We start from the raw sequence: 26,647 nt of genomic DNA, 5'->3' as shown, positions 1-26,647 counted from the left end.
TCGAAACTGCACTCTGGTCTAGACGGAACTGCTAGTCCTTTTTCGCTGCGTTGATCGCTTCGATGATTCGTTTCTTGCTATAGTCGCTTCGTGTTTTTCTCAGCGCAGTTTGGTACGCTTCGATTGCGAGTCGTTTTTCACCGAGCTTGAGGTAGAACTCTGCGATGCGCGTGAAGTCATACTCGCTCGAACGATCCTTTTGTTTGTAATGATCGACGACATGTCGATAGGCGGCGATTGCTCGTTCATGTTCTTCCGCCTTCAGCCAACTTTCCGCCGCCCGTTGCCAATAGGTATAGGCGATGGACGATTGGTTTTCCTTAGCTTTATCTTCCTGCTCTTGAGCTTTGACGCGATGTTCATTCAGCGGGTCAAGTTTTTTGGCGACTTCAGGGTCAAACGTTGGTAGCGTCAGATTGTTTTTCTCGGCCAAGACGCTTGCTGACTGGTGGTAACGTTGAGCCTGGCGGTCTTGGGTAGCATGTTCGACGGCATGCGCATAGCAGCGGACGGCGGATTCATTGAGACCGGCCGCTTCGTAGACGCTCGCGATTTTTGCGTACAGTTGCTCGTGCGGTCCATACCGGGCGGCGGTGGGGATCTTTGCGATCGCCGTTTCGATCTCTTTGCCGACCCGTTCGACTTCATCGACAGCGTCGGCTTCTAGCCATTTTCCCGCGGCGCGCGTCAGGTTCATTGCCGTAATGTGCGGTGTGCTCGAGGATCGTGTCTCGTATAGCTTTGCCGCGATGCGGTAGCGATACGATGGATCAAGTAATGGCTGGAGTTCCTGCTGCTGCTGTGAGTCCAACGTGCCGATGGCGGTGAGAAGTGCGGACGCCTTGTTCTGCAATTTTTCGACGTCGTGTTCGCTGTCGACAACCCGCAAGGCATGTTGGAGCTGTGTCAACGCATCGAGTTTCATTTCGACCTGTTCGTACAAGTCCGAAAGCGTCTCGTGATCGCGATGTTTTCCGCTGCTCGTTTTCGAACGCAAGCCGGTCACCGCAGACTCGATTGCTTTTTTCGCTCGCTCGATCTCACCTGCTTGAATCCAGGCCTGAGCCGCCTTGGACATGGATGAAAAGCGAATCGATGGACTGTTCCGTGCCAATTTTTCATGCTGTTCAGCTTCGGCACGCAGCGCACGATTAGGGTCCAGCAGGGCCTGCGTTTGCGCAGGTAAGGCGGTGGTCCCAGTGACTTCGTTCGGTGCCATCGGTTTCGCCTGGCCGCCAGCCGAGTCGAGGTTTGCCAAGTTGCCGTCTTCCACAATGGGCATCGTTGGCGTCGTAGCATTGGTATCGCCGAGGCTGTTTGGCAAGGTCGCGACGGGATCGATCGGTGTGCCGATCGCAGAGAGTCGCTCGATCCGATTTTGAAGGTCTCGAATTTGATGAGGCGTTTTTTCGTTTTTCAATGCGGTGGTCAAAACTGCGATCGCTGAATCGCGATCGGGGAGCTGCGCAAACTGCTCCGACAACTCGATCAAATAATGTAAGCTGACTTTGGTAGAGGTCCCTTCGACCTCGCGTTTGGCACGCAGTAAGGTTTGCTTCGCCTTCTCTGCATCGCTGACTTTCGTCCACGCTTTCGCCTCGATCAACCGTAAACGCAATCGTTCTTCAGGTGGTTTCGAAGTCGCCAGATCACCGAGCAGCAGGGCGCCTTGGCGAGCATCGCCACGATCGATTTGCAGTTGTGCCAACGCAAGTTTTTCCGTCGCGTCCAGAGCGTCACCACTTAACTCGTACAGCTTCGCAAAGACCTCTAGCTTTCGATCAGGATCTTCATGGATCCGGTCGACGAGAAACTTCAATGCTCGTAAGGCGATCGCATCGGACTCATTGCGCGACAAGCGATTTTGTAGTTTGGCATCGATCTGATTGCTAATCGACTCTGGGAGAGTGACCTGCAATTTGTAAACCATCTTTTCCTGCCAAGCATGCTGACTGACTGGCGATCGATCTGCAAACGCCTTCGCCGATCGGAAAAGATTCGAAATCGAAAACTCAATGTTTGTCGGATTTGACTGAGCGTCGATGATCGCAAGATGAGCTTCCAGCAGGTCGTCGAAAGACTCCCCACGTTCATAAATCTGAACCAACATTTGGAAAATGGTCGCTCGAAGGGCCGCATCAGGGGCGAGTGATGCGGCGAGTTCGAGTTGCTCCTGCGCTTGGTTCCATTCCTTCGCATCGAGATGTTGTTTACCGCGATTGAATGCGAACGCCCATTCACCGGCCACTCCGGGGCGGTTACCCTCGCGACGTGCCGACGGTCGCACGATGGCGGCAATTCGGCTTGCGGTTCCTGTAAGTTTTCCGATGCCCAGTACGCTGGCTAGCGCGGCATACGTTTGATCAAAAGTTTCACGTTTGACCACACCGCCGGGGACCTTTAATGCGCCGAGGATCCGCGCCAGGTTTTCGTCTTTCATACCGGCAAGTTCACGCTGTAGTTGCCGGGCTGCGATCCCAAGTTCCGCTGCTGCCGTGTTCAAATTTACTTCGCGTTGGTAGCGCCGTGAAGTCATCTGGATCGGTTCACCAGCCAGGGTTGGATTTTGAATCCCAATTTCGTCGCTTGCCAGAGCATCCAAGTACAGCCGTGTGTCTTGTTGCATCGATCGGGCCATCATCGCTGGCTCTTGATAGAGCGCCAGGATTTCATTGGCTTTGGGATAGACGTTCCGGTTAGCGAGTACTTGGCGGCGAACTTCATCTGTCTTTTGAATGAAACCACCGAAATGGCATGACATGCAAGACACGCCATTGATCACGGTTTTGTCGCCTTGACGTGGGTCGCTGACAATATTGATCGGACCGCGGTCGATACGTCCACCGACGTGATCGGTCAACATGAATCCAAGCATTCCGTTGGGCAGTTGAAAGATGATTTCGCCCCCATCGTGGGCGAACGTGCCGGCAGATACTCCGGGGCCAAGCGGATTTTGAAACAGATTCTTGCGTCCCGTATTACCCGCAAAGTCATAGCTTTTCCAATAAGCCCCGAAAACGGACTCATGCCGCTCGATCATTCGATTGTTTTGCGACACCCCCGATCGAGAAAACCCCGCGCGGACCACGCGACCGTCCTTGATGTTTTGCAGCACGTCGACGCGAAGCAGTTCTTCGAGCCGTTTGTCAGAACTTGGGATCTGAGCGAGTGAATGGTACAGCGGCGGCCGCGAGGCGACGTGCAGAAACCAATCGGCTCGTACGATCGGCATCTCTGTCTCGGTCGCCTTGAGCACCATGGCCGCATCGGTGCCGTCGGGGACGACGCCATGAGGGTGAGACGATAAAATTTCATCCCAATCTTTACTGGTCCAGCCAAGGTCACGAAGATCGATTCGAAACACGTGCTCGTCGCGATCGACAGGATCGAGAGAGGCTAGGCGACGATTCCATGAAAGGCTGTTGATCAGTTTCGCCAGTGCCGAGCGGTAAATCGCTTGCCCCTTTTTCGGCATTCCGGCGTTCGCCAAATTAACGATCGAGAAATACCGAACGAAGGACCGATCAGCAGCCGCCAGTTTTTGTACGTCCAGCGCGATCTGCTTGAAAACCATCTCATGTGTTGTCAATCGCGAAGGGCGATTGCTTTCCACCGGAGCCGCTCCGCCACGAATCCAATTGCGGATGACCGCGATTTCGTGCTCACTAGGTGCCGGCTCTCCTTCCGGCGGCATTGGTGAGTCCTGGGAAATCAATCGTTGGAAAAGAGGTGACTTCGCTTCATTGCGAGCGGTGATCATTCCTGACGTGACTAACTGATCGCGATCCAGGACTGAATCGAAACCTCCTTCGTCGGACTGATTTAGTCCATGACAGCGATGGCAATACTTTTTCAGCACGGCCATCGCTGCGGAGGGAGAACTCGCGTCTTTGGGGGGCGCAGCTTGACCGCCGTCGCTGTCGGTCTCTGAACTCTCTGGCGATAACTCGGATTGCTTCTTTCGCAAGAACGCTTGGTCGGATCGACTGAGCCGATCGATGGGTAGGCTCACAATCCGGCCGTCGGCTCGTTCCAAAATCACCGTTTGGCCGCGGACGGCGACGAGTTCAGCTTCGACGCGATGCTTCCCTGTCAAGTCGATCCACTCGCGACCCACCGCGATCGATCGAAAACTGAAGGCTAGCGTCATCAAGGCGAACATCAACCACAAACGCATTTCGACCGGCCTCGCATTCAATCGAAAGGGAAAACAACTCAGCGTCACACCAAGTCGCTAGCCTATCTCATTTGGTCACCATTTTCCATAAAACTAAAAAGGGGTCAGGACTCTTTTAGTCGTGAGTAGACGCAGCGTTCGTTCATCCACCAAGTGTGTTGACTAGAAATAAGCAGTCGCCATGACCAAAGATGAAGGTCGGAAGACGAGTTTATTGATGGACACCGAATGTGGGCGTCAAGGCGTCTTGGTCGCTCGTCGCAATTAAAACGAATGCAATCGCTCAGCCGATGGATGTCAGCCGCAGTCATTGTGCGGGAACAGCGGCCAGCGCCATTGGGATGTTTCTCATTTCCGAGGTTCACGAATCACCGGAAGCCTTGTTCAAAATGCGATCACAGATGCGAAAAGAGTCCTGACCCCTTTTTCGAAGGGTGGTCAAGGCGAAGAGTAGGATTGCTAGAAAACTCAGTGACGAGGGTTCGGGGACGGCGGTGATTGTCAGCGCGTGCGTTCGCGAACGATCGGCTGCGTCGATGGTCGGATCGATGGCGAACAGTTCTTTATCAAACGTCGTGAACAACGCATCGTTGAAGGCAAAATCCGCTCGATTGGGACGAGGGTCGAAGTCGCCAAAACGGATCTCACTCGTTCCCTTCGCGGTCGTATCGACGGTGAACGCGCCGAGCAATATTTCGCTTCCTTTCGGATCGATCCCAATCAATGCTTCCCCGACGATGGAAAACTCGCTGGGAATTCTTACTCCCGATGAAGCACTGAAATCGGAAAATAACAATGAGTTGAAAGTGACGTCGCGAATGGTAATGAACGATGGATCGATGATTGCTCGTGTTCCAAATCCGATCAAACCATCGTTGGACAATCTGTTCTCGCCAGCAGTTTCACGTAGGTAAAGTTCGACATCTACCGAGTCGCCGACGGTTGTGGAGATGGCATTCGTAAACGACGCGCCGCTGTCTGTCGAAAAACTAAGTACGATTGCCGCTTGGCAGGGCATGTGCCCGCACAACATTGCCGCGATCGCGATGCTGGTCCAAATGAGTCTAGGAATCATGATGTGAAAACTCTTTCAGTGTTAGAACCTATTGAAAATCCAATTCGCTGCGATAGCGTCGGCGGAACTGGCCGAAATCTTGTATGCCGATGTAGCCATCACCGTCGTAATCGAGTTGCGGTTCGAAACTCGGGTCGGTCTCGTCGACTCGGTAGGCGTGGCGGAAAAAACCGAAGTCACGAATGCCTACATAGCGATCCCCGTCGACATCACCATACAGGCTGAAGAACTGGTCGGCCTCGTCGGCTCCGAAGACCATCGCACCTCCGGCAACCCCATCCCCGTCCCCATCGATCTGAACGCTGGTGCCAGCTCGGCGGATTCGATCGGGATTGATCGAGAGTTCATAATTGCCGTCTTCTAAGGCACCGCCAATCGGACGAACGCCGTCACCCCTAAAGGTGATCGTGGCAATTGTTTGGCCATCTTCGTTGAGAGGTGCGACGGTGAAATCGGTGTCAATGATTGATCCCGTTTCGCCACGTCGGGAGAGCTCAAACGCGGAGGGATCGATGTCGACTGGGCCGTCGAAAATGACTTCTAACGCATTGATCGTCGAGTGTCCGCCGGTACCGATCAGTTTCACCGAAGGGCCTTGGATCAAGTCGACTAGTTCCAATCGTACATGATCGACCTCTTCGATCACGTCCCAACCACGACCCTCGGGAGCCTCCGGAAGCATCTCGATGTTGAAGTCATCCGGCAGGACGTTGATTCGAGCCGATTCGATACTGGTGAATTGAATCAGCTCCTGCCGCTTGATTGGCGGATCTATCGTATTCAAATCAAATTCGGTTATCCCGCTCGCGGTCGTGACAAACAGTGTATGATCGCCGACCACTTCTAAGTCACGCGGCGCTTCGACTCCGGCAAGCCCAAAACGCCCCTCTTGTAGCATCTGGACGAATTGCAACTGTCCCGTAGCTACGTCTCTGGCGTAAACGGCGATCGAATTTTCGCTTTCACTGCTAATGATCACGAACGCGTTGTTGTGGGTTAGCTCGATGTCGGTCGGTGAGACCAGTCCGAGGTTTTTCTGATTGCTGAATAGTGTTTCAATGGCACTAAGTTGATCGGTTTGCAAGTCACGCTGGTATACGGTGATCGCATGACTGGCAGCGGAGGTGACATAGACGAATCGATCGTCGTTACTGACTTGAATGTCCGCTTGTCCGGGCAACCCTGCGAGTGTCTGGACGGTGCGGTCATAGTCGGAAAGGCTGACATTAATGAGCGAGGTCACCGAACCGCTGGGGAGCAAAAAATTGCCGATCGTATAGTCGGTACTGTTTCGGAACCGCCGACGCAAACCATCGGAGCCTTCGACATCGATTGACCAATCGCGTAGTGTGCCGTATTCGCCGGTGGATGGAAACGTCGCGCCGGTATCGTCGATGACCTGCAATTGCCAAAGTCCGTTGGCGTCACGACCATCGAGAGCCGACAACGAGCTTTCTGGACGATAGGTGCCTGAATTCAAGTAGCTTGTAATTGACCGATTGGCTTCGTCATCGAGTGTCACCGTTTCCGCCGATCGAAAACCGCCGACGTCAGTGAAAAGCGGTACCGTTCTTCCCCAGGGTGATCGTAAGTAGACATCCAATTCGCTCATGATGTCGTGATCGATACTCACATTGACATCGACATCGACGATCGTCGAAGGGGCCATTCGTTTGATGACTGACAAGCTCCCGTCGGATGAATTGACGGTGTAAGTCAGGGCGCCGTCGATGCTGGAGGTCAACGCCGAGATGCCGGTTCCGAGGTTGCTGTTCGGGTCGTTCGATAGGGACCCATTGGTGTGGCGGCTGAATCGCGTGACCGTTGATCCGGTCACATGTAGTTCAGAACCGTCGGGTTTGATCGAGATCGTTCCGTCACCTTCTCCGATATCGACATCCAATTGTTGTAGAAACACAAGGTCACCGGAGTCCGGGTCGCGGGTGAAGGTTGCTAGCTGATTTGAATCCGAATCGCCAACATAGATATTGCGACCATCGGGACTGATAGTGATGTCACTGGGGTGGGCGACTCCGCCGAAGTCTTGGCCGCTGACGAGCTGTTGACGCTGCGAGAGATCTCCTGAGTTCAGGACCAACACGGTGCCGTCGCTGGCGCTGACGGCATACAGGTGATTCCCGTCTGGACTTGCCGCGATCGCATCAAACCCATTTAGATCAACATCGGGATTGGTCGGATCAGCGGTCAGGTAGGCCACTTGGCCATTGGCTAATGGAACGTTCTGTAGTGAGTTGAACCGACCTGCGATCGAAGCGTTCACGCCGATGGCGTCTTCGGGAATCAGTGTCGCCCAAACGTTGCGACTTCCGATTACCGGCAAAACGGTTGCGCCTTGAAAACCGGTGCCGGGTGTTCCGCCGAAGCTTGGGTCGATGGCGAAACCAGCGGTGAGCAGCGACTCGGTGAAGGGGGCATCTTCATCGGTCATCGTCACCCCGATCGCAGGATCGATTAGTTCACCGAATGACAGATTCGCGAAAAGCAAGATGTCATAGCCAAGGAAGTTTTCGTCAGTCGTCGCGGTCAGGTCGGTGTCGAGGGAATCGAGTCGATAGACGGCGGCGACGGCGGTTGGATTGCCAAGCAAATCAAACGCATCAAAATCCGACGCTTGATAATGGTCAAGGATCCCAAAGACGTCGGCTCCACCGATCAAGTCGGTCACATGGGGAGTCACCGGAACGCCGGCAACAAAAGGATTTTGTCCTGCGATCCACTGTGGTCTTTCGTGACCAGTAAAGGTCAATGTCGAGCCACGGCGGTCGACCAACAACTCTGAGTCGATCACGGCATTGCTTCCCAGGATCACGCGGCCATCAGCAGCATCGCCGTAGGTTCCCCAGCCGCCGCGAGCATCGACCTGGACTTCATCGGGAATTTCCAAAGTCGATCCGACGAGTTTGACGGTGCCGCCGGCGCCACCCGAACCGGCCGTTGCCGCACCGCCTTGTCCGCCGCCGCGACCGTATCCGCCTGATCCACCTGAACCGCCACCGCCACCATTTCCGGCATCGGGCGTTAACAGTGCCGTCTCACCATCGCCGCCGCCGGACTGGCGGCTTTCGTTTTTACGGTGGTTCCGTCCGGAATCCAAACCAACGTTGATTCCGGCATTTTGATCAGACGAATCCTGATCGGTTCCGGAACCACCACGAACTAAGAACGTCGTGCCGCTGGAATTGCCATCGGCCTCACGATCTTCGGCGACAGTCAGTCGTCCACCGGCGATGATTTCGAATCCGCCACCACCACCGCCGCCGTTTCCTCCATCGGCCCCATCACCGCCGTCTCCTCCGTCGCCGCCATCACCACCACGGCCACCGTTTCCACCGCGGCCGCCGGTCAAATCATAGTAGACCACGGCAAACGGAATGGGCGTGCCGCCATAACTGGATCCGCCGCCCCCACCGCTGCCACCGCTCGATCCCCCGGCACCTCCGCCGCCTCCGGCGCCACCACCTCCGCCAGCACCCCCGCCGCCTCCTCCGCCGCCGGAGATCATGTAGGGATCAATCGCTTGATGTCCGCCGGCTGAAGAAGCAGACGCACTCCAGCCGTTCGCACCGTGGGCGCCGTCGCCGCCTTCGTCGCCGTTCCCGCCACTTCCGCCATTGCTTTGGACACTGCCTCGGTTTCCGCGAGACCCGACCGAAGCCGAGGCGACACCACCTTCACCCGAGTCTCCGCCCAGGCCGCCGCTGCCGCCGACCCCTGGAATACCACCATTGATTCCGGCACTACCAGCCGTTCCAGGCTGACCGGTGGCTCCCATCGAGCCGTCCGTCCCGTCGCCGCCGACAAGACCACTACGGCCATAATCGCCACGATCGAGCGAACATGGAACAGACTCCCATGCGGCGACAGTTTTGCAGCCCGTCGACACGCCACCGGAACCACCGGCCCGATAGCCACCGCCGGAACCTCCGCTGCCACCACTGCCGCCGTTTCCGCCGTGCCCGCCCTGTCCGCCTTGGCCACCACCGGGGCCGGCCAGATTGCCTTTCGCTTCAAAATCAAACGTCACGTCATCACCGATGTTCGCATCGTTGGCCACAACGAAGCTGACCCCACGGCTTCGATCGCCCAGCACTTCGACCGTCGCACCATCGGGAATCAATAGGTCGCCGGCAAAACGAAACTGGGCGATCGTTCCGTTCTCGATCCATTGGGAGTAAAACGTGGTGCCATTGAAGACTCCGCCGCTTGCGATTCCGTTAAGCGTCAAATTTAACGTATCGATTTCCAGCGACGCTGACGTTGCGGTTGTCAACGCTACCGGTCCGATCGTCGCCGCCGATCCGACCGGGTAACGCAGGATTGAAAGATTGTCAAACGTCAGCGCCACACCGTTGCTAGTCCAAAACTCCGCCGATGTGATCGCGCTAAAACTGGTGGGAAGTTGAATTCGCTGAGCCCCAGTTCCGGGGGCGATGACATACGTTGCCTCAACAGGCTGTCCCGACATCGACGTTGCCGCGAAGGAGACGATTTGCTCTCGATCGGTCCGCGCGAGATCGATCGAGTAGAACGCGAACCCGGATCCGTTTTGTGTTTCGACTAAGATTCTGCTTGTCGTTGAGGCGGCGCGACTCGCATCGTCGCTACCGGTCATCGAACCGGTTTCGGTGACGACCACCATACCGTCTTCGACGTGAGTCTGTGTCGAGGACGGCAACTGATCAAAACCAACATGTGATCGAAAGCCGCGGAACACCCAAGCACGAGGTGCGGACAAGACGTCCAATCCGTTTTCGACAAACAGACTTGGTCCGACCAAGATTGTTTCGCCTGTCGCGTCCGTTTCAAACACTAAACGGTCATCGGCGTTGGAGGCTAACAGTTCGATCCGATCCACGCCCGAGGCATCGATAACTGAAACGATCCGATTCGGGTCTGAATTGTCGATCGGTTGTGCGGTGAGCCGGAAATCGGCATGCAGCGTCCACTGAGATGCGATCGCACTAGAACGATTGTCGACGATCAATTGGTTGATCTCAAATCGATGCCCGGCAAAGTGCGACGCCGAAGGCACTGCCGGAATCAATAGCGTCGCGAGATCATCCTGTTCGCCACCGATCGTTCGCAACTCAAACTGGTTGTCCGGATGGATAACGAATTCATCGGCCCCTTCGCCACCATCAAGCGTTAAGCCAACCGAGTTGTCAATTCCACTGCCCGCGGCACGGACTTCGAAGTGGTCGCTTCCAGTGCCCAGAAGCACGTTCGTTTGATCAAAATTGTAAATGAAGAAACGATGATTGGGAGGCGTCTGACTTCCCGGGCTCGCAAGTTCAGCTTCGTAGTCATACATACCACCCCACGTCAGCAACGTCGTTGGCTGCGCAGTCAGGTATTGCCCGATTGATCCATCGACGATCGTTTCAGTCGAATCGCTTAAATCGATCGAGACATTGTTTTGTCCGTTTCCGGCGGCGACTTCAAAGTAATCAGCCGTCGGGACGATGGACACTTCGTTGTCGCCATCGTTTAGTCTGACCGAGCCACCCGCATCGTTATTCAGGATTTGAACCGTGTCGTTTCCGTCACCCAACTGTAGATGCGTTTCGTAGCTTCGCAGATTGGCGATGATTTGATAGTCAACCAAATCAGAGCCGATAAAATTGACTTGACTCATCGGATTCAGATTCAGTGTGATCGAACCGGAACCAAAACCCGAGACGATTCGGTCATCAAATCTCCCAAATCGCGACGATCGGTTTTCGGCATGGCCGTCATCAATGAGCACGACTGCACTTTCTGCGGGGATGTTAAGTTCGATCGGCCCGGCGATCGATGACAAACTTCGCGAACTAACGAGGCCCACGCCCGAATGCCCGATGGTGATGTGTGGGGCGGTCGAGTTGATGTCGTTGACCACCACGCGTTGGTTCGCTTGCGTCGAAAGCACACGGATGTCCCGTGATGGATGACCGCTGTCGAGTGTGTAGGCAAGCGTCCCTCCGCCGATGCCTTCAAACACCGGTTGTGATTGTTCCAGGCGGTTTCCCAAGCGAAGTTGCCCGTTGACGATCAGCCAATCATCGTGGACGTTTGGGTTGTCAACGGTAGCGGTTAAGTGTGAATCGGCATTGGAAATAGTGAGTAGCGGATGCTGCGACTGTTGCGTGAAGGGGACCAAGTAGGTCGCCGACACGTTGTCTTGACCAGGCCCGCCGTCGATAGAAAGGTGTCGTTCGCTGGCGGCCGATGATTCCGTCAAGCTCGCTTGGCCATAGGTCACATCAAAAATGTCATCGCTTGAACTCCCGATCGCTTCGACGGTTTCAATGTCGTCGGCAATTTGAATCGGATTCGCGGTGATTGGCGAGGAGATCGAATCGCGTGTGATCGTTAGCGAAACGGCACTCGAGTTATCCGATGCGTCCCAGCGAACCGTGTCAATTCCATCGTCGCCATGTATGGTCAGGTTTCCTGTAAACGCTGAGATCGGAACGCCACCACCGAAACGAACGTGGTCGTCATCACCACCGAGATTCAACGTGGTGGTTCCGCTAACACGTCGAACATCAACGAGGTCATCGCCGAGCCCTGCCGAGACAATCGTGGAGATGGTTTCCGCGGTTTGATCGATCGTCAATGTGTCGTCATCAGGCGAAAGCATGACCCCGACGTTGTTGAATCCAAGGTAGTAAACACCCAGCGGCATCCCAAGCCCTTGCACGGTGTCGTAGACCGTGGTGCTTTCCAGATTCGATGACCGCACGAATCGGTTCGGAACGCTGATCAGGATTGGCATCGTCGAAAGCATGCGGATCTCTAGGATCGCACCGTTTTCGTCCAGATCGGTTTCGAGTTCGAAGGTGATTTCCGAATTCGCTAATCGCGCATCGCCAACGACTTGCGCGATCCCATCGTCATCAACACCTGCCTCAAAGGCTTGGGTTTGAGCGAAGGCAGAGAAAGCGTCAAATGAATCAAACGTGTTGATTCGAGTTCCTGGCGAAAGCGTCACCTCAGTCGCGCCGTCTCGATTATCCGTCGCGAGGATCTGGTCGATTAAGCCTTGTTGGCGGATTCGGTGTAGGTCACGTAGTTTGTTCAGAACCGCGTTTTCGATCACGACGTCCGAGACACCTTCTGGGGTGACCGGCGTCAATTCCGAACGGTCGGTGCTCAGTGAAACGTCTTCGACATCACGTCTTCGCAACGCACCAACTAAGTGATCGGTCGAAACAAGATGCGCCTCGCTATTGTCAAACGTGATTGTATCACCGCCGCCGTCGATGTCCTGAGTGACACCATCGATGATTACGGGACCACGGATGCCAGAGAGATTCTTCCGCTTGGGCATCGTGACCGGTAATAGATACCGCGGGATTATCACCGTTTCGGTTTCTTCGAGCGGCGGGACCGGGGTCGTGACCGTGTAGGAATATCGAACCGGCGGCACATAGGTTCGGCGGTAGATCGGGAACAATTTGAATGCGGGGACTCGGTAGCCGACCAATTTGTTGTAGTAATACCCTGGGAATAAGGTGATCGTAAATCGTTCGACCCTGTCTGGTTGCGGAATCAATTTGGTTCGCGTTTCCATCGATTCGGGAATGTCGACGATCATTGATCGCTCGTCGCCACCAAAATAGACTCCGTCGTCACCGCTACCGGTGTTGATTTGAATCTCTTGATCGGCCAGCGTGCCGTATACATAAACTCGATCGTCTCCCGCACCGGTCAAAATAATCAGCCGTTCGATCCCTTGGATCTCGGGAACCACTAGGCCGACGCCGTAAATCCGCTGAACCAATTCGCCGTTCTCGTCAAGTTCCGTGAAAACAAAGAACTCGTCGTCGACCTGTGTTCCCAGAATCACCAGGGTGTCGATTCCGTCGCCACCGAAGACATTAACCGGGGCATTGCGTACATAAGACAGCACGTCACGCTCGCCTTCGGCCGAATGAACATTCACATCACTGAGCGCCAACGGCTGACTGACTGATTCATCCGCCGGTGAAGTCGTCAGGTGTGCCTGTAGGAAGAACGTGTCGTCGCCGGATTCGCCAAACAGTGAAATCTCGGCGATGTTGTGATTGACTTCAAAGTAATCGTTTCCGCTGCCGCCATAGAACGACGATGGAAACGAAACACCGTTGGTGATTTCGTCGACGACATCGATTTCACCCAGCGTGGGGTGTTGGAACTTTTTCGTCGAAATGACGTTTCCGATAAAGAAGCGATCGGCGCCGGAGTCCCCGTAGACGATCAATTCACGACTGCTGTCGTCAACGATGAATAAGTCATTTCCTTCTAATCCAGATGTGACCAAGCCTTCGGCGCTACTGTAGCGAACCGATTGGCTGAAGAACGCATCCAGGGCCGGATCGCGAACGGTAATGTCGGTGGTGAAGTCGGTCAGGGCATCGAACAGGCTACCGGTGGATTGGCCATCACGTGCAATCACACGCTCGACGACCCCCGCACGAAAACGGAAGGTGTCGCTTGCCGATGTTCCCATGATGGTGACGTGGTCGAAGCCGTATTCGCCAGTGTCCCCAATCGTGATTTCCGAATTAGTCGATCGCGGGATTGATGCATCGAGCGTCAGCTTGTATTCGTCGGCGGCGGGCCCACCGTCCAGGTCAGCTACCCCGCTCCACCCATAAACCACGAATTGATTGACACTGTTGGTCTCGTGTAGACCGTCGGTTTCCGAGCCATCATTGAAAGAGGCATGGTCAGCATCAGGGCGGAAACCATTCAGGTCAGCCGATTCAAATAAACCTAGTAATTCATCCGTTTCGACCAGCCATTCCGTACGTGGCAAAATCACCAGGCCGTCATCATCGGTCTGTATCGTCAGGAACGCCATCGTTAACGCTTGATCGGACAGCGTGAAGTTTGCGTCTTGGTATTCCGTGATCGTATCGATACCACCGGCGTCGATGAAGTAATCCACGCCGCGGCCGCCGGTCACAATGTCATCTCCCAACCCGCTATTAATGGTGTCCGCGAACGGTGTCCCGATCGCGATGTCGTTTCCATCCCCGGTCGATAGATTCAGATTAACTAGGCTGGTCGTGACTTCGGCGGCGTCGATGGTGTCATCGCCGCCGAAGGTTTCGATCCACAATTGGTCGCCACGTTCGGCAGAGGCATTGGTGATCGAAAATTGGATCCCGTTTTCGATCGAACCATAGATTTCGTCTTCGTCACCACGAACGGTCACGTTGTCGTTTTCGGGGCTGCCGAAGAAGTGCAGAGTATCGGCATCGGAATCGATTCCATACTCGGGAGTGATGAAGATCTCTTCGAGTTGCACGCCGTTGGCATCCAGAGCCGGTTGACCGTTTGCATCGAATACGGGGATCGATTTTTGTCGCGAACGTTCGATGTACCGCAATTCAAATAGCACTGGCTGGTCGGCAGACCCATTGATCCAAATTGGGTTTCCTTCGTCGTCAACTTCGCCGTCGCCATCAATGACTTGGTAAAAGACCAATGTGCCATCATCATCGAAACTCTCTAGGACCGGTTCGCCCTGTGCGTCGAACTGATAGCTCGCATTGGTCTGCAGCGTTTGTCGTCGAAACGGCTGGATCGTCGAATCGATCGAGACGCCTTCTGCCAAAGCTTCGCTCTGCTCGAATACGCGGCGAACCTCGCGATAGCTGATCAACGATCGAGTTTCGAAAGGAAGGAAGATCGGATCACCAGCATCGAGAATTGGCGTCCCACCGGAATGGCGCTGCACCAGTACAACGGATCCATCGGGCAACATTGCTTCTCTCAAGGCCGGCGCGCCATCGGCTTCGAATTCGTAGTCACCGCCGACAAAGGTTTGGCGGAAAAAGACTGTCGTGGTGTTCGTGTCGGGGGCAAACGCATCGTCGGCTCGGAAGACCGAAGCCTGACCTTGGTTGCCGATAAGCAAGGTTTCGCCGGTCTTGAATTGCTCCATCATCGGAACAAATTCAAGAATCTCGCCCGAACCAAAATCGACATCGAGACCTTGCAGCGTTGTGCCGCGGAGGTCTTGAACGTTGATCGTGTCTTTGCCCGCCTCCAGGGTGAATGTCAATCGCTGAAGCTGAGTCAACGTGAGTGTTGTGATACTACCTTGTGAATCGAAGGTTACGACCACATCGGATGGATCGGCGGTCGACGGGGCGACGTTTGCCGTGTCGTTGAATCGACCGTCGAGGCTGCGAATCCGCAGGGTGTCGACTTCGGGAACCGCCGTGCCTTCGTCGTTGAGCTTGTCGGAGTGGCCACCGGCGATTAACGCGTCCTCTCCGTCACCGACGGTCCATTCGAAGGTGTCTTCGCCGCCTTGGCCTCGAAGCCAATCCGCATCCAGGCCGCCTTCAAGCGTGTCGTTGCCACCCTGCCCCCAAACATGGTCGACACCCATGCCACCACGCAAAATGTCTTTTTCGCCGCTGGCCGAAACTGTAACGATACCGTTCTGATCGATCGTGACTTCATCGCCGTAGATTTGGTCGTCGCCATCACCGCCGTCAATTCGGTCTTCGCCGCTACCGCCGATAATCACATCATTGCCGGCATCACCTGAAATTGAATCATCGCCTACTTCGCCTTCAAGATGATCATCACCATCACCGCCACTAATAAAATCGATTCCGGCACCGCCCAGGATCGTGTCGTCGCCGCCCATCCCACCTAGGACATCATTACCGGTGCCGCCGTCGATCCAATCTGACGCCTCACTGCCGGTGATGGTGTCGTTGCCATCTCCACCGTGAATTTCTCGTGTATCGCCAACGGTGGAGTAAACTTCGATGGTATCGTCACCGCCGCGGCCATGAATCTCGATCGATGCATCGACACCCGCCGAGACGATGTAATGGTCGTTTCGGTTCGTCCCAGGGACATAGATCTTGGCTACGTTATTGGGATCGAATTCGATTCGATTACCTCGCGATGTAATCACGATTCGTTCGTGCATCGCGTTGTCATTCGGATCCAGCGGCGTTGCATCGACGAGTTTTTGTTCGACCCGGTACAGTTCACCTTGACCGGCGGGGATTGGTTGACCCGGCCCGGGAACAAATGCCAAGGTCACTGTGTCGCCCGACTGAGTCGCGATCGTCGCATTCGGACTGGGGCAACTGGTATTAAAGTCCGCCAAGATCGCGCTGAAGAACGTCTTTCGGGCTTCAAAAACAGTGACTTGGCCAAAGATCCCCAGGTCCAAACCGACCCAGAAAAATGCGTCTAAAAATGCCGACAGTTGTCCGTAGGTGTCGAACAGACAACTCGCTCCTTGGTCGAGACGCTGGGTGAGTTCTTCTAATCGAAGCTTTCCGTCATAGTGTTGGCCGCCACTGATTGCGGGGTTGGGAACGTCGTTCAAGTCAAATTCGATTTGTGCCTTGATCCCGCCTTCCACGCCGGCTTCGACCAGCCCCGGTACGCCGACGGATGCTCCGGCGAAAATTGAGGACGACAACACCACTTCAGGTAGGTCTGCCTTGATCAGGCCGCCGCCCTCGATCAGCGTGCCATCGACGAAGGTGACTTGGTCATCGACGAAGAAGCCTTCAAAGATCTTGCCCGCTTCGCTAACGGCGAAGTTGCCTCGTTCGGCCCACTGCCGGATACCGGTGGTGTCAAATCCGAAGACAAATTCGGTATCGGCGGTCACCCGTCCGCCCAAACGCGCATTCAATCCCGGGAAGATTGGAAACGACTTTCGATACTGGAAATTGAGTGCCAATCCTGGCATTTCATATTGGAACAGATCGACGTCTTTGCCCAGCAATAACTCGAACGCGGTGAACGGATCGGACAGCAGTGGAAATTCAAAGCTGCCCTTGGTGGTCCCAAGTTTTTCGGTGACTTTTTTGGTTTTTGAATTGGTGGCGTTATCTGTTTGGGAAATCGTGTCTTTGGCTTGGTTGGTCGTCGGAGTTCCGCTGCCACCGGGGGTGCGGACTTCGTCACCTATTCGAAAGCTACCGAAATCAATGATCAACGATTCAGCGTTATCAAAGTCGTCGATCGCATCGATAAATTCGAACAACTTCGTCACCGCTTCGACGCCCTTTGCCACTGGTGCGAACTTGGTTGGACCCAAGATGACTTTGGCAATATCTAAGAGTGAAGTCTGAGATGCGCCGATACTTTTCAGAAGTGGGATTTCGTCGGTTAAGACGTCAACGATTGGCTCGATCGGTTTGATCACCTCGGCGACTTCGCCGACGATCGGCCCGACGAAACCAGTGATGAATTCGCCGAGGTCCATTTGCACGTTTGCAAATTCGATGATCGGTGAATCACCGAAATTTGCCATGGATCCACCGGTGCCGAATTCAATCTGAGCAAACAGTTGGTGGTAGCGAAACGTCGTCGCCAGTTCCGGCAATTGCAATCCGCCACTCGCTGGCAGTTTGACAGTCGCATCAAGATCAATGTCGGCGTCGGCTGTGATGCGTCCTTGGACGCCCAGCGGCTCAAGTTTCAGTGGAGACCATCGGCCGTTGCCGTCACCGTCTTGAAGATCAATTTCGATTCGCCCGCGTAGTCCGCTTGTACCGGCGGCGTCATCGAGCTGAACCTTCAAAAAGCCTAATTCACCGATGAGTGATGTGCCGGGATCGAGTGTCGCGGAAAGATCCAACGCGAACTCGGACCCGCTATCGGTGACACCCGTCGTGTCGACAAAGAACCAGTCCGAGCTTGAAACGCCAAAGCCCAGCCCAAACACATAGTCCATCTGGACTGAGATGGCACTTCCGTCGCTCGAACGAAGTCCTAGTCCCGGAATACTGGCGTCGAAATTCAAGGGAACTTTGAAGGCATCAAAGACACTGCCGGAGATCGCCAAGTTGAACTGGGCGGTGCCGTCTTTGATTGTGATACCGATGTCTTCGGGACGATCGATCGCTTTGAGACGTAACTTTCCATCGGTATCGAATTGTGGTTGGCCGTCATCGTCCAGAACGGGAACTTGCAAAGCATTCGTCCCAAGCTTAGTTACCAAGGCGTGGACCTCACGGCGGACCAAATCGATCACGCTTTCTTCGTTGCCGACGGCGGATTCCAGTGCCGCACCCAGTCTGGCGTCATACGATCCGTCGCCGTAGTAAAAGAACCCTCGCTCGTTGGGCACCGCGTTTTTTAACCCTAATAAATCAGCTTCCAAATCACCAAGAAACGCCGCAGCGTCTTTGAGTTGGTCACCGATCAGGGGCAGCCCCAATTGTCGAAATTTGGTGTCGATGTCTGATTGCAAGCCATCGAACATCGCCTCCAACCCGTCGAGTAAGTTTTGAGGGTCATTCAGCATCGCCCCGAGGCCTAGCAACTGTTCGACGCCAGGGCCGGAGAGATCGTATTCGATGTCGCCGCCGCTACGATTCGCGTCGGCAAGCGAAATACCGAGGTGCAGGACATGATCGCCAAAGCCGTTGCCGTCGTTGTCCCGAGTCGTTCCTCCGACGGGGATGTTGTCGCCGAAGTACAGCGGCAACGACAAGTCTGCATTTCCGCTGACGGTGATTTCTAAATCGTCTGCCGTGATCGATTCGACCTCATATCGTCGGGCGTCGAGGTCCTTCAATCCATAAGCGGCTTGAATTTCAATCGCTGCGGTGGCTTGTCGGATAGCAAAGCTGACCGTTGGCAGGTCCGCACGTTCTGGTTGCCCGATCAAATCGGCAAGCCTAAGACGTACGTCAAGGTCAATCGGGTTTTCAAACGCTGCCGTCGCCGAGACATAGACTTCCGATTGATCGGTCACATACGTTACCGGATCGGAAACGTCGCTCAAGTCGATGCCGAAGCCGAATTGGATTCCACCGGATCCACTGACATCCAATTGAATCAGACCTTCGGAATCCCCGATCTGAACATCGAGTGCGGTGGGATCGATTGGGATTTCACTCAGGAGCGGACTAGAGTCGAGAAATGATTGAATTTCGTCTTCGAATAGCGACTGAAGATCGATTGAAAAGTCGAGCGATTTTTCGACCAACAGTCGCTCCAAGGCGAAGTCGATCAACAGCGTTGAGTTGTCGTAAGTGATCGTGAACGGATCAACTCGGTCGCCATCAAAGAATTGGTTCACGGCGGCGTTCAGTTGATCGGCGAGCATGCCTAGATTGCTGTTGGCATTGTCGTGGACATCGGCAATCGCATTCTTTAGTCCGACAATGAAATCATCAGTCCCATCGCCGAATAGGTCGATCACGCTTTGATTCAGTCCGGGAATCTCTCGTGCGATCAGGCTACCGTTGATAGGATCCTCATCGACCAAGGCATCCAATCCAGCGATGATGCCGTCTAAGATTTGGTCCAAGCTAACGCTGCGAAGATCGAAGGCGTTCGCAAGTCCGGGGGTCCGCAAATCGATACCATCCACGAGACTGTCGAGCGATCCGATGACTTCACCAAAATTCCCGTTCGCCTTGATCGCCAACCCTTCGTTATTGATCCCCGACAATGCACCCGTCAGTTCGATTGGCAAATTGACGTCGATAATCGTGTCGTTGCCTAAGGCGGGTAACAGCAGCCCCGGCGGAGAGGCGTTGTTGATCAACGACGGATAGGTCAATCGTTCGGGCGTTCCCAGTGACATCGAACCACCGATGAGAATCGTACCTCCGACGATGCTTAATCCCAGGGGGCCTAGCGAAGCGTCAAGATCGAAGGGTACTAAGTTGCCTTCGGTATCGGTTCCACTGTCGATTTGAACGGATGCGACCAACGTAGGACGTTCGACATAGAACTCGCCTTCGCTGTCGATACCAAAGTCGAACCGGAAATCGATTTCGGCGGACACTTGAAGTTCTGGTGGTGAATCACTTGTGATGTTGAAACCGAAGTCGGACGGATCAAATCCGGCAATTCGCAATTCATCCAGATCAAGCTCGTACGCTTGTGAACGATCCAATTCTGACATCGCGACGGTCGCCGAAAAAGCCAAACCATTGGTCGATGCAGCCCTTTCGATTTGATCCAAGTCGGCGATCAAGTCAGCCGTGACCGGCTGCCCGGATGCAAATATCGATCGAATCGAATCAATGATGTCCGTTCGCAATCCTTCGTTTAGTTCCTCAACGAAACTCGTGTCGGCGGTGTTGATCCCAAGAAGATCTGACATCCGGAGAGTACCCAAAAATGGGATCTCTACTTCTGGGCTGAATGCATCGATGAAACGGTCGGCCAGCGAGTCACCTCCGTTTTGACCACCGACCCACTCGGCAAAAGCGTTCAAACCGAGATCGATCTTGGCTTGATCTGCCAAATCGGATGGAACCGCGAAATCGATTGGCGGCATGCGACGTGTCGCCGTAGCTATTGATTCGTTCATCAACGCATCCGGCGCGACTGAACTTCCCAGTCCGATCGTATGACCGATCTCGTGCATCACGACGTGTAGTAAATCGATCTTTCCGGAACCGATGGTCGCGACATCATCGGCCGACGAAGGGCTTGGATCAACAAACCAGCCATGACCAGCCGCATCAGGATCCAGGCGAATGGTTCCGTCTGGCAACGTGCGTACTAAATTGCCATCGCTAAGGTGACCCACCGTGACAATTGGCGTTTGAACGGTGAATCCCGGCGGTGCGACTGATTGCCAATTCGCAACCGCGTGACCGACTAAGATCGACAAATCTGTCGTTTCGTCGATCGTTCCATCGATCGACATGGTGACTGTTTGAGGCGTTTGGTCGGTATTGCCGATCGCGTGCACCAGACTGGGAACCGTTCGAGCGATTTGGCCCGGGGCAAGTGCCGTGGAAACGGCATCATTGGTCAGGCGATATTGAAGCTCGCGAACTAAGACCGAAACCAGGTCAATCCGACCGGCCACGACGCTCAGGTCGGCGTCGCTGTCCCAACCATAACCGGCAGCAGTGCGGTCGAGCTTGATGTCTCCTTGCAAGGTCCGCGTCGCGAGCTGCTGTCCCGGTAAGTCTGTCAGAATGATTTTAATATCGGCCGAATCGATCAGTACGACACCCTCGGCGGTTTGAAGTTGACGACTGCTTTGATCGTCGGAGTCCACGACGAAGAGGGTTTTGCTGGTCGACGCACCGCCGGGGCCTCCGGCAAGTGTCAACTGGGTTCCGTCAAAAGCTTGAAGTGCCGTTTCGATCGCAATGGACGGAATGGTCGGCATCAAGTGATCGACCGTCGTCGTCAGATTCCGGGTGGCGATTTGAGGCGAATAGCCTGCCGGAACCGCACCGGAAGATAATTCCACCTCGTAATCGTCGACGATGAACGCCAAGGTGGAGTTTTCCAGATGGACGGTTAAATCGTTCTTGTCATTACGCGGGATGCGAATCTCGTGCGGCAGCAGAGCACCTTCACCGTTGTGCGCGACAATTTTGAAATAGTCCAGGCTAAGATCGTCAACCCAAGAAAACGTCCAACTGGCCGGGACACGAGTCAAGTCGATGATGTCATGTCCGACCGTTTGGGGTGAATCTGCGGCGACGCCACTGGTGACGACATCGATTCCCCAGCCGTTGTTTTCGTCGGCGGCTTCGAACATGAACGTGTTGTCCGCAGAGGAACCGACGATGTGATCGTTGCCCGGACCCGACACGACATCTTGACCGCCGGTCCAAGTCAATAGCACACTCGGTTCGCTCGCGCCAGGAATGGTGTTGACGACTTTATTTTCAAGATCGACAAAGAAGTTTAGCGTTGCAGGGTTGGCATCGAATAAGTTCAGTACGCCAGAGACGGTATCCAAGGGTCCGGCGGCGAACTCCAATTCGCTACCTTCGGAGACCAATGTGTCTTCATAGGGGCTTCCGATTACTTTGGCTAAACCAGACACGCCGAATTCGGCGAGCGTTGATGAGACAGGATTCTCGTAACCGACGATTTCCGTCACGTCGATCAGTGTTGTCAGGCCCTGAAGTCGATGTCCGCCGATCCCCGTCGCACCGGCGGTGGACGTCGCCGGGCGATCCATCAAGATCGGCAGCACCTCTCCATCGACGAGATAGCTTTGGACCGAATCCACAACGTTCTTCGTTCGATCGTCACCTTCGATATTGAGCAGGTTACTGAGCGAGTATTTGCCGGCGTGGACTTCGACCGGCGATCCGTATTCGGAATAATCCAGTTCGACAGTTCCGTTGGACCCCGCTGTCACCGTCCCGCGTAGTTCCGCTTCCCCATGGAAGTTGATTTTTAAAACGCCCAGTTGAGGACCAATGATTGATTCGATATCGATCGCGGCAAGGAAACTGGTCCCGGTACCCGATAGGAAATCACGTACGTCGGATTCGCTGTCTCCCAGGACGGTATCCAAGCCCGCACCGACCGAAACGTCGCGTACCAGGACGAGGTTTCCGGCTAGATCGGCGATGCTGTCGATCTCGAACTGCGAAACATCGACCCCGTCAAATCCGCTGAGCAACCAATCGCCCACCCCGTCTTCTCCGAGAACGGAGAGGTCAAATACGTCGACTTCCAAGCTGCCGACCATTCGGGAAAAATCTAGCGTATCGAGTGACTCGGGAACCGGTTCGCCGAAGAGATCCAAGTCGGGATAGTCGGCGACAACGGCCGCTCCCCAAAAATTGGTGAAGCTGTACGTGTCCGGACCACGACCCCCGTAGAGGCCATGAATTCCGGGGACCAAATTTTCGTGAATGAAGGTGTTCGCCGCTGAGTTGCCTCGAATAAAGTTGTAGATTCCTGAGTAGACGACGCCGGTAACGTTCCCACCATTTGCCGTGCTGTAATTCAAGCCTTCGATTTTCTCTTCGGTCAAATCGACGAAGGTTTCCTTGCCGAGATAACCGTCGGTCACGGCGAGCGTGTGCCCGACGTTGAGGCCATCGGGAATACGATTTTCTCCTGGCAGCGAGCGTTGCCGATAACCGCCGGTGAGGATCAAGTTACCGGGGAAGACGCCGTCATCGAGCGGGCGGTAGATGTTGTCGTTGCTCCCGGTGATGATTGTCGTGTTTGCGTTCGGGACGGGAATCGAAATCGTCGACGCAATTTTGTCAAGCAAGTAGTCGTCCAGTTCACCCGGAACGGCGGCACCAACGATTCCACGGGTGATCCCGTTGATGCGAGATACCCGCAACACAGACTGACCGTCGACTTTGACGAATCGGTATTCCAGCGGCACCGCAGTGGCAGAAAAGTCGAAGGTGACGGTCGCCCCCGCGTCGGTGGCCTTCGAGGTATCAAACTCGGCGGTTTGCCAGTTGTTTCCGAACTTGATGGTCTGTGTTCCACTACCGGTGATGATTTTTTGAAAGGCGTTGCTGTTCTTAAATCCGCTCTTGGTTTTTAATTCGCTCCCGTCTTGCGACGTAACTTCGATTTCGTTCGCCTTCAGTTCGTACTCTAGATTCGTCGTGACCGCCGATAGATCTAGGATGTCTTTTCGAAAGTCGACGTAGCCGGTTTCGATCGTATCGTTGCCCCAATCGTTCTGGTAGACAAAGGTGTCAACTCCTCCATTGCCACGGAGTCTGTCGTTGCCCGGGCCGCCCACGATTCGGTCGTCGCCGCTTCCGCCGACGATGGTGTCGTTGTCCGGGCCACCAAAGAGCAGATCATTGCCTCGACCGCCTTCGATCGTGTCGTCCCCAGTCTGGCCTCGAATCAAATCGTCCCCGTCACCACCACGAAGCGCATCCTTGCCGTCTTTGCCAAAGATCGCGTCGTTGGCGTCACCGCCGGCAAGGGTTGAATCGTGAGTACCATCTCGGTCGAATAAAAAATCGCTTCCTTTGCCGCCGGTCACGCTGACCACGTTCGATGTTCGGCCTCCGACCGAAGGCAAGTGATCGGATTCATCGCTTAAGGTGAGCGCGATCGATGCCGTATCAAAATCAAAACGCTCAGGTAGGTTGGTGCTTAAGTCGATCGAGGATTGAAGGTCTGCCGCACCGATCACACCTTGATGATCGTCGTTCGGTGTCGACTGGTAAACGACCGAAATTCCACCGGCGCCGCCGAGCAAATCTCCCAGTAGGACCGCGCCCGAATCAAACGTCACCGTGTCGCCGACACCCGACCCGATGATGGTTCGAATGTTTGTCAATTTGATATGTTTGTTCGGGGCTAGTAGACCGTTGTCAAATGACACAGTGACGACGTTGTGCTTCGGCCCCGTCTTGGATGCCGCGATTACGATCTCGGCGGATCGACTGAGCATCGACAGATCCAGCACCGTGGTCGGTTCGGCGGATTCGTCGATTTCGTTAAAGACGCTCAGTGTGTGATTCAGCCATCCGTCGACGTCCAGTGACGTCGTGATTGCATCGGTTAAGCGGTAGGTCGCCTCACCCGAACCCCGCCGAATATTCTCGATATGATTGGTCGAACTCACCCGGTGAAAGCCACCGGATCCATCGGGCGTGGAGGCGACGATGAATTCGCTTGCTGGGCCACCAAGCGTGAAAGTAAGGGAGGTTTGAACCTGTGAAAAATCGAGGGTGTCAGTTCCCTCGCCGCTCGATTCAATGACAGTGTCTTGTCCAAAGCCCTGCTCTGCAGACGTGGCAACGAACCGATAGTGGTCATCACCGGATTGGCCGAGCAGAACGTCGTTGCCGATCGCTTGTGCGGTGGGCATCGATGGGGTCGATGGATCGAAGTCACCGTACAAGACATCGTTACCGTTGCCGCCATAAAGGAAATCATGACCGCCGCCGCCGATCAGCGTGTCATCGTTCGATCCGCCAGACAGAATGTCATCCCCAGCCTGCCCGTCGATGTGATCGTCGCCCGCGCCGCCCTGCAGTGCGGCGAACTCCATACCGGTGCCTCCCGGTCGTCGATCATTTCCTTCACCGCCCGCGATCATGTCGTCGCCGTCGTCACCACGCAACCAGTCGACGAGCTGGCCTCCGACAAGGGTGTCGTTGCCCTTTCCGCCGCGAATCGTGTTCTCGATCAACGTTTCCCCGGTCAATAAATCCTGGTTCCGTCCGCCGACGAATTCGATTCTTCCGCTCAAAATGTCGAATTGAACGCCAACGGATTGGGCAACCGGGAATCCGCCCGCGCGATCGAGCGTGATAGGGTCGGAAACTCCACTGGCAAACCGTTTGTTGGGGTTTACGAAATCACTGGTGTAGGCGAGTACGATGGACTGGTTTGGCAAGGATGCGTTGCCAAGGATCTCTCCGCGGGCAAGTTCGCCGCCGTCTTCAACGATAAAGACATTCTCGCCGCTACCGGGAACAAAACGTTCGACGTTCGTCGCCAAGGCAGACCAATTCGATGTTTCGCCTCTGACCGAAACGGTGTGTTTTGCCTTGATTCGAAACGTCAGTTTTTCGCTGACGGCACTGAAATCGAGCGTGTCGGTCGACGTCGCATGCTCGGTGATTTTGGATTGGTTCCAGTTGTTCGCGCCGAATTGATAGGTCGTCGACTCGATCGCCATTGGCGCGAACTCTTTGACTCCTGATTGTGGAACCGGCACGTTGGCTAACATTCGCCGTGGTTCCAGAGACTCGATCAAGGCTCGCGTTCGTCGCCGCTTTGCCCACCGGCCTGGGTTGCGACGCGATGAACGAGAAGTCTGCTGTTCGAGCTGCCGATTGGCCATGAAAGGTGATCTGGGTTATAGTCGAACCTGCGACCACCTTTTCCAAAGGTTTGCCCGCAGATAAATGAACTGGCAACCCTCTATCAACACGGGAATTAATTCCCCGCCACAAAAAGGACTGCCAATCGGAATTCTTCGCTGATTCCAATTGGTTCCCTGCGAAACCTTCGCCCGATCCCCTTAACCGTTTTTCAAAAGTTTCGTGATGTCAGATCTGCTGTTCAATCATGGCGACGAAAGCGGAGAAGTGACGAACTGGTTTCGAAACTTGGAGAACGGCGACGAACAGGCGGCCGAGAAGTTATGGGAATACTGTTTTCCCAAAATGTTGGCCCATTCCAAACGCCGTTTACCGCCGAATTTTCGCAAAGCACTCGACGAAGAAGACATCGCCCTGAGTGCCTTTCGCAGCTTGTGCTCGCGAGCCCGGCGAGGTCACCTGCAGAGCATTCAAGGGCGCGACGAGCTGATCAAATTGCTCACCGTCATCACGACACGCAAGACGCTTAATCACATTAAATTCGAATCACGAGAAAAACGTGGTTCGGGAAAGGTTCGTGGCGAGTCGTGGTTTTTTTCCAGTCGCGATCACTCGCACGCGAATTCCGGATCGGCGATGGAGCAGTGTGAAGCTGCTGTCGACACGCCGGCGTTAATGGCACAGTACACCGAGCAGTGCAAACGAATGCTCGATGAACTCCAGGACCCAGTTTTAGAAACCATCGTCCTGCTGCGTTTAGAAGGCTATGGTATCGACGAGATCGCCGAGCGGATGGGCTGTGCCAAACGTACCGTCGAACGTCGGCTGAAGCTGATTCGTGAAATCTGGAAACAGCATCAGTGCTGA

General features: G+C 54.8%; 4 protein-coding genes. 1 reads left to right on the top strand and 3 read right to left on the bottom strand.

Annotated elements, in window-relative coordinates; all coding sequences use genetic code 11:
- Positions 1 to 31: 31 nt before the first annotated feature.
- The 3 genes from FYC48_RS01730 to FYC48_RS01720 all read right to left on the bottom strand — a co-directional run bounded on the left by FYC48_RS01730 (position 32) and on the right by FYC48_RS01720 (position 25,800).
- A complete protein-coding gene (locus FYC48_RS01730) occupies positions 32 to 4,177 on the bottom strand; it encodes an SHD1 domain-containing protein (protein WP_149494973.1) in 4,146 nt (1,381 codons plus the stop codon).
- A 361-nt stretch (positions 4,178 to 4,538) separates the two neighbouring features.
- Positions 4,539 to 5,252, bottom strand: a complete 714-nt coding sequence (locus FYC48_RS01725) for a hypothetical protein (RefSeq protein ID WP_149494972.1) — start codon at positions 5,250 to 5,252, stop codon at positions 4,539 to 4,541.
- Positions 5,253 to 5,280: 28 nt separating this feature from the next.
- The gene (locus FYC48_RS01720; protein WP_160149272.1) at positions 5,281 to 25,800 is read right to left on the bottom strand and encodes a beta-propeller fold lactonase family protein; all 20,520 of its coding nucleotides are present in this window, start codon (positions 25,798 to 25,800) and stop codon (positions 5,281 to 5,283) included.
- Positions 25,801 to 26,005: 205 nt separating this feature from the next.
- Between FYC48_RS01720 and FYC48_RS01715 the strand changes: the two genes are divergently transcribed.
- Positions 26,006 to 26,647, top strand: a complete 642-nt coding sequence (locus tag FYC48_RS01715; protein ID WP_149494970.1) for an ECF-type sigma factor — start codon at positions 26,006 to 26,008, stop codon at positions 26,645 to 26,647.

The sequence above is a fragment of the Roseiconus lacunae genome, from assembly GCF_008312935.1.
GTDB classification, from domain to species: domain Bacteria; phylum Planctomycetota; class Planctomycetia; order Pirellulales; family Pirellulaceae; genus Stieleria; species Stieleria lacunae.
The sequence above is the reverse complement of the archived record's forward strand: the minus strand, read 5'-3'. Positions and strand labels throughout refer to the sequence as shown.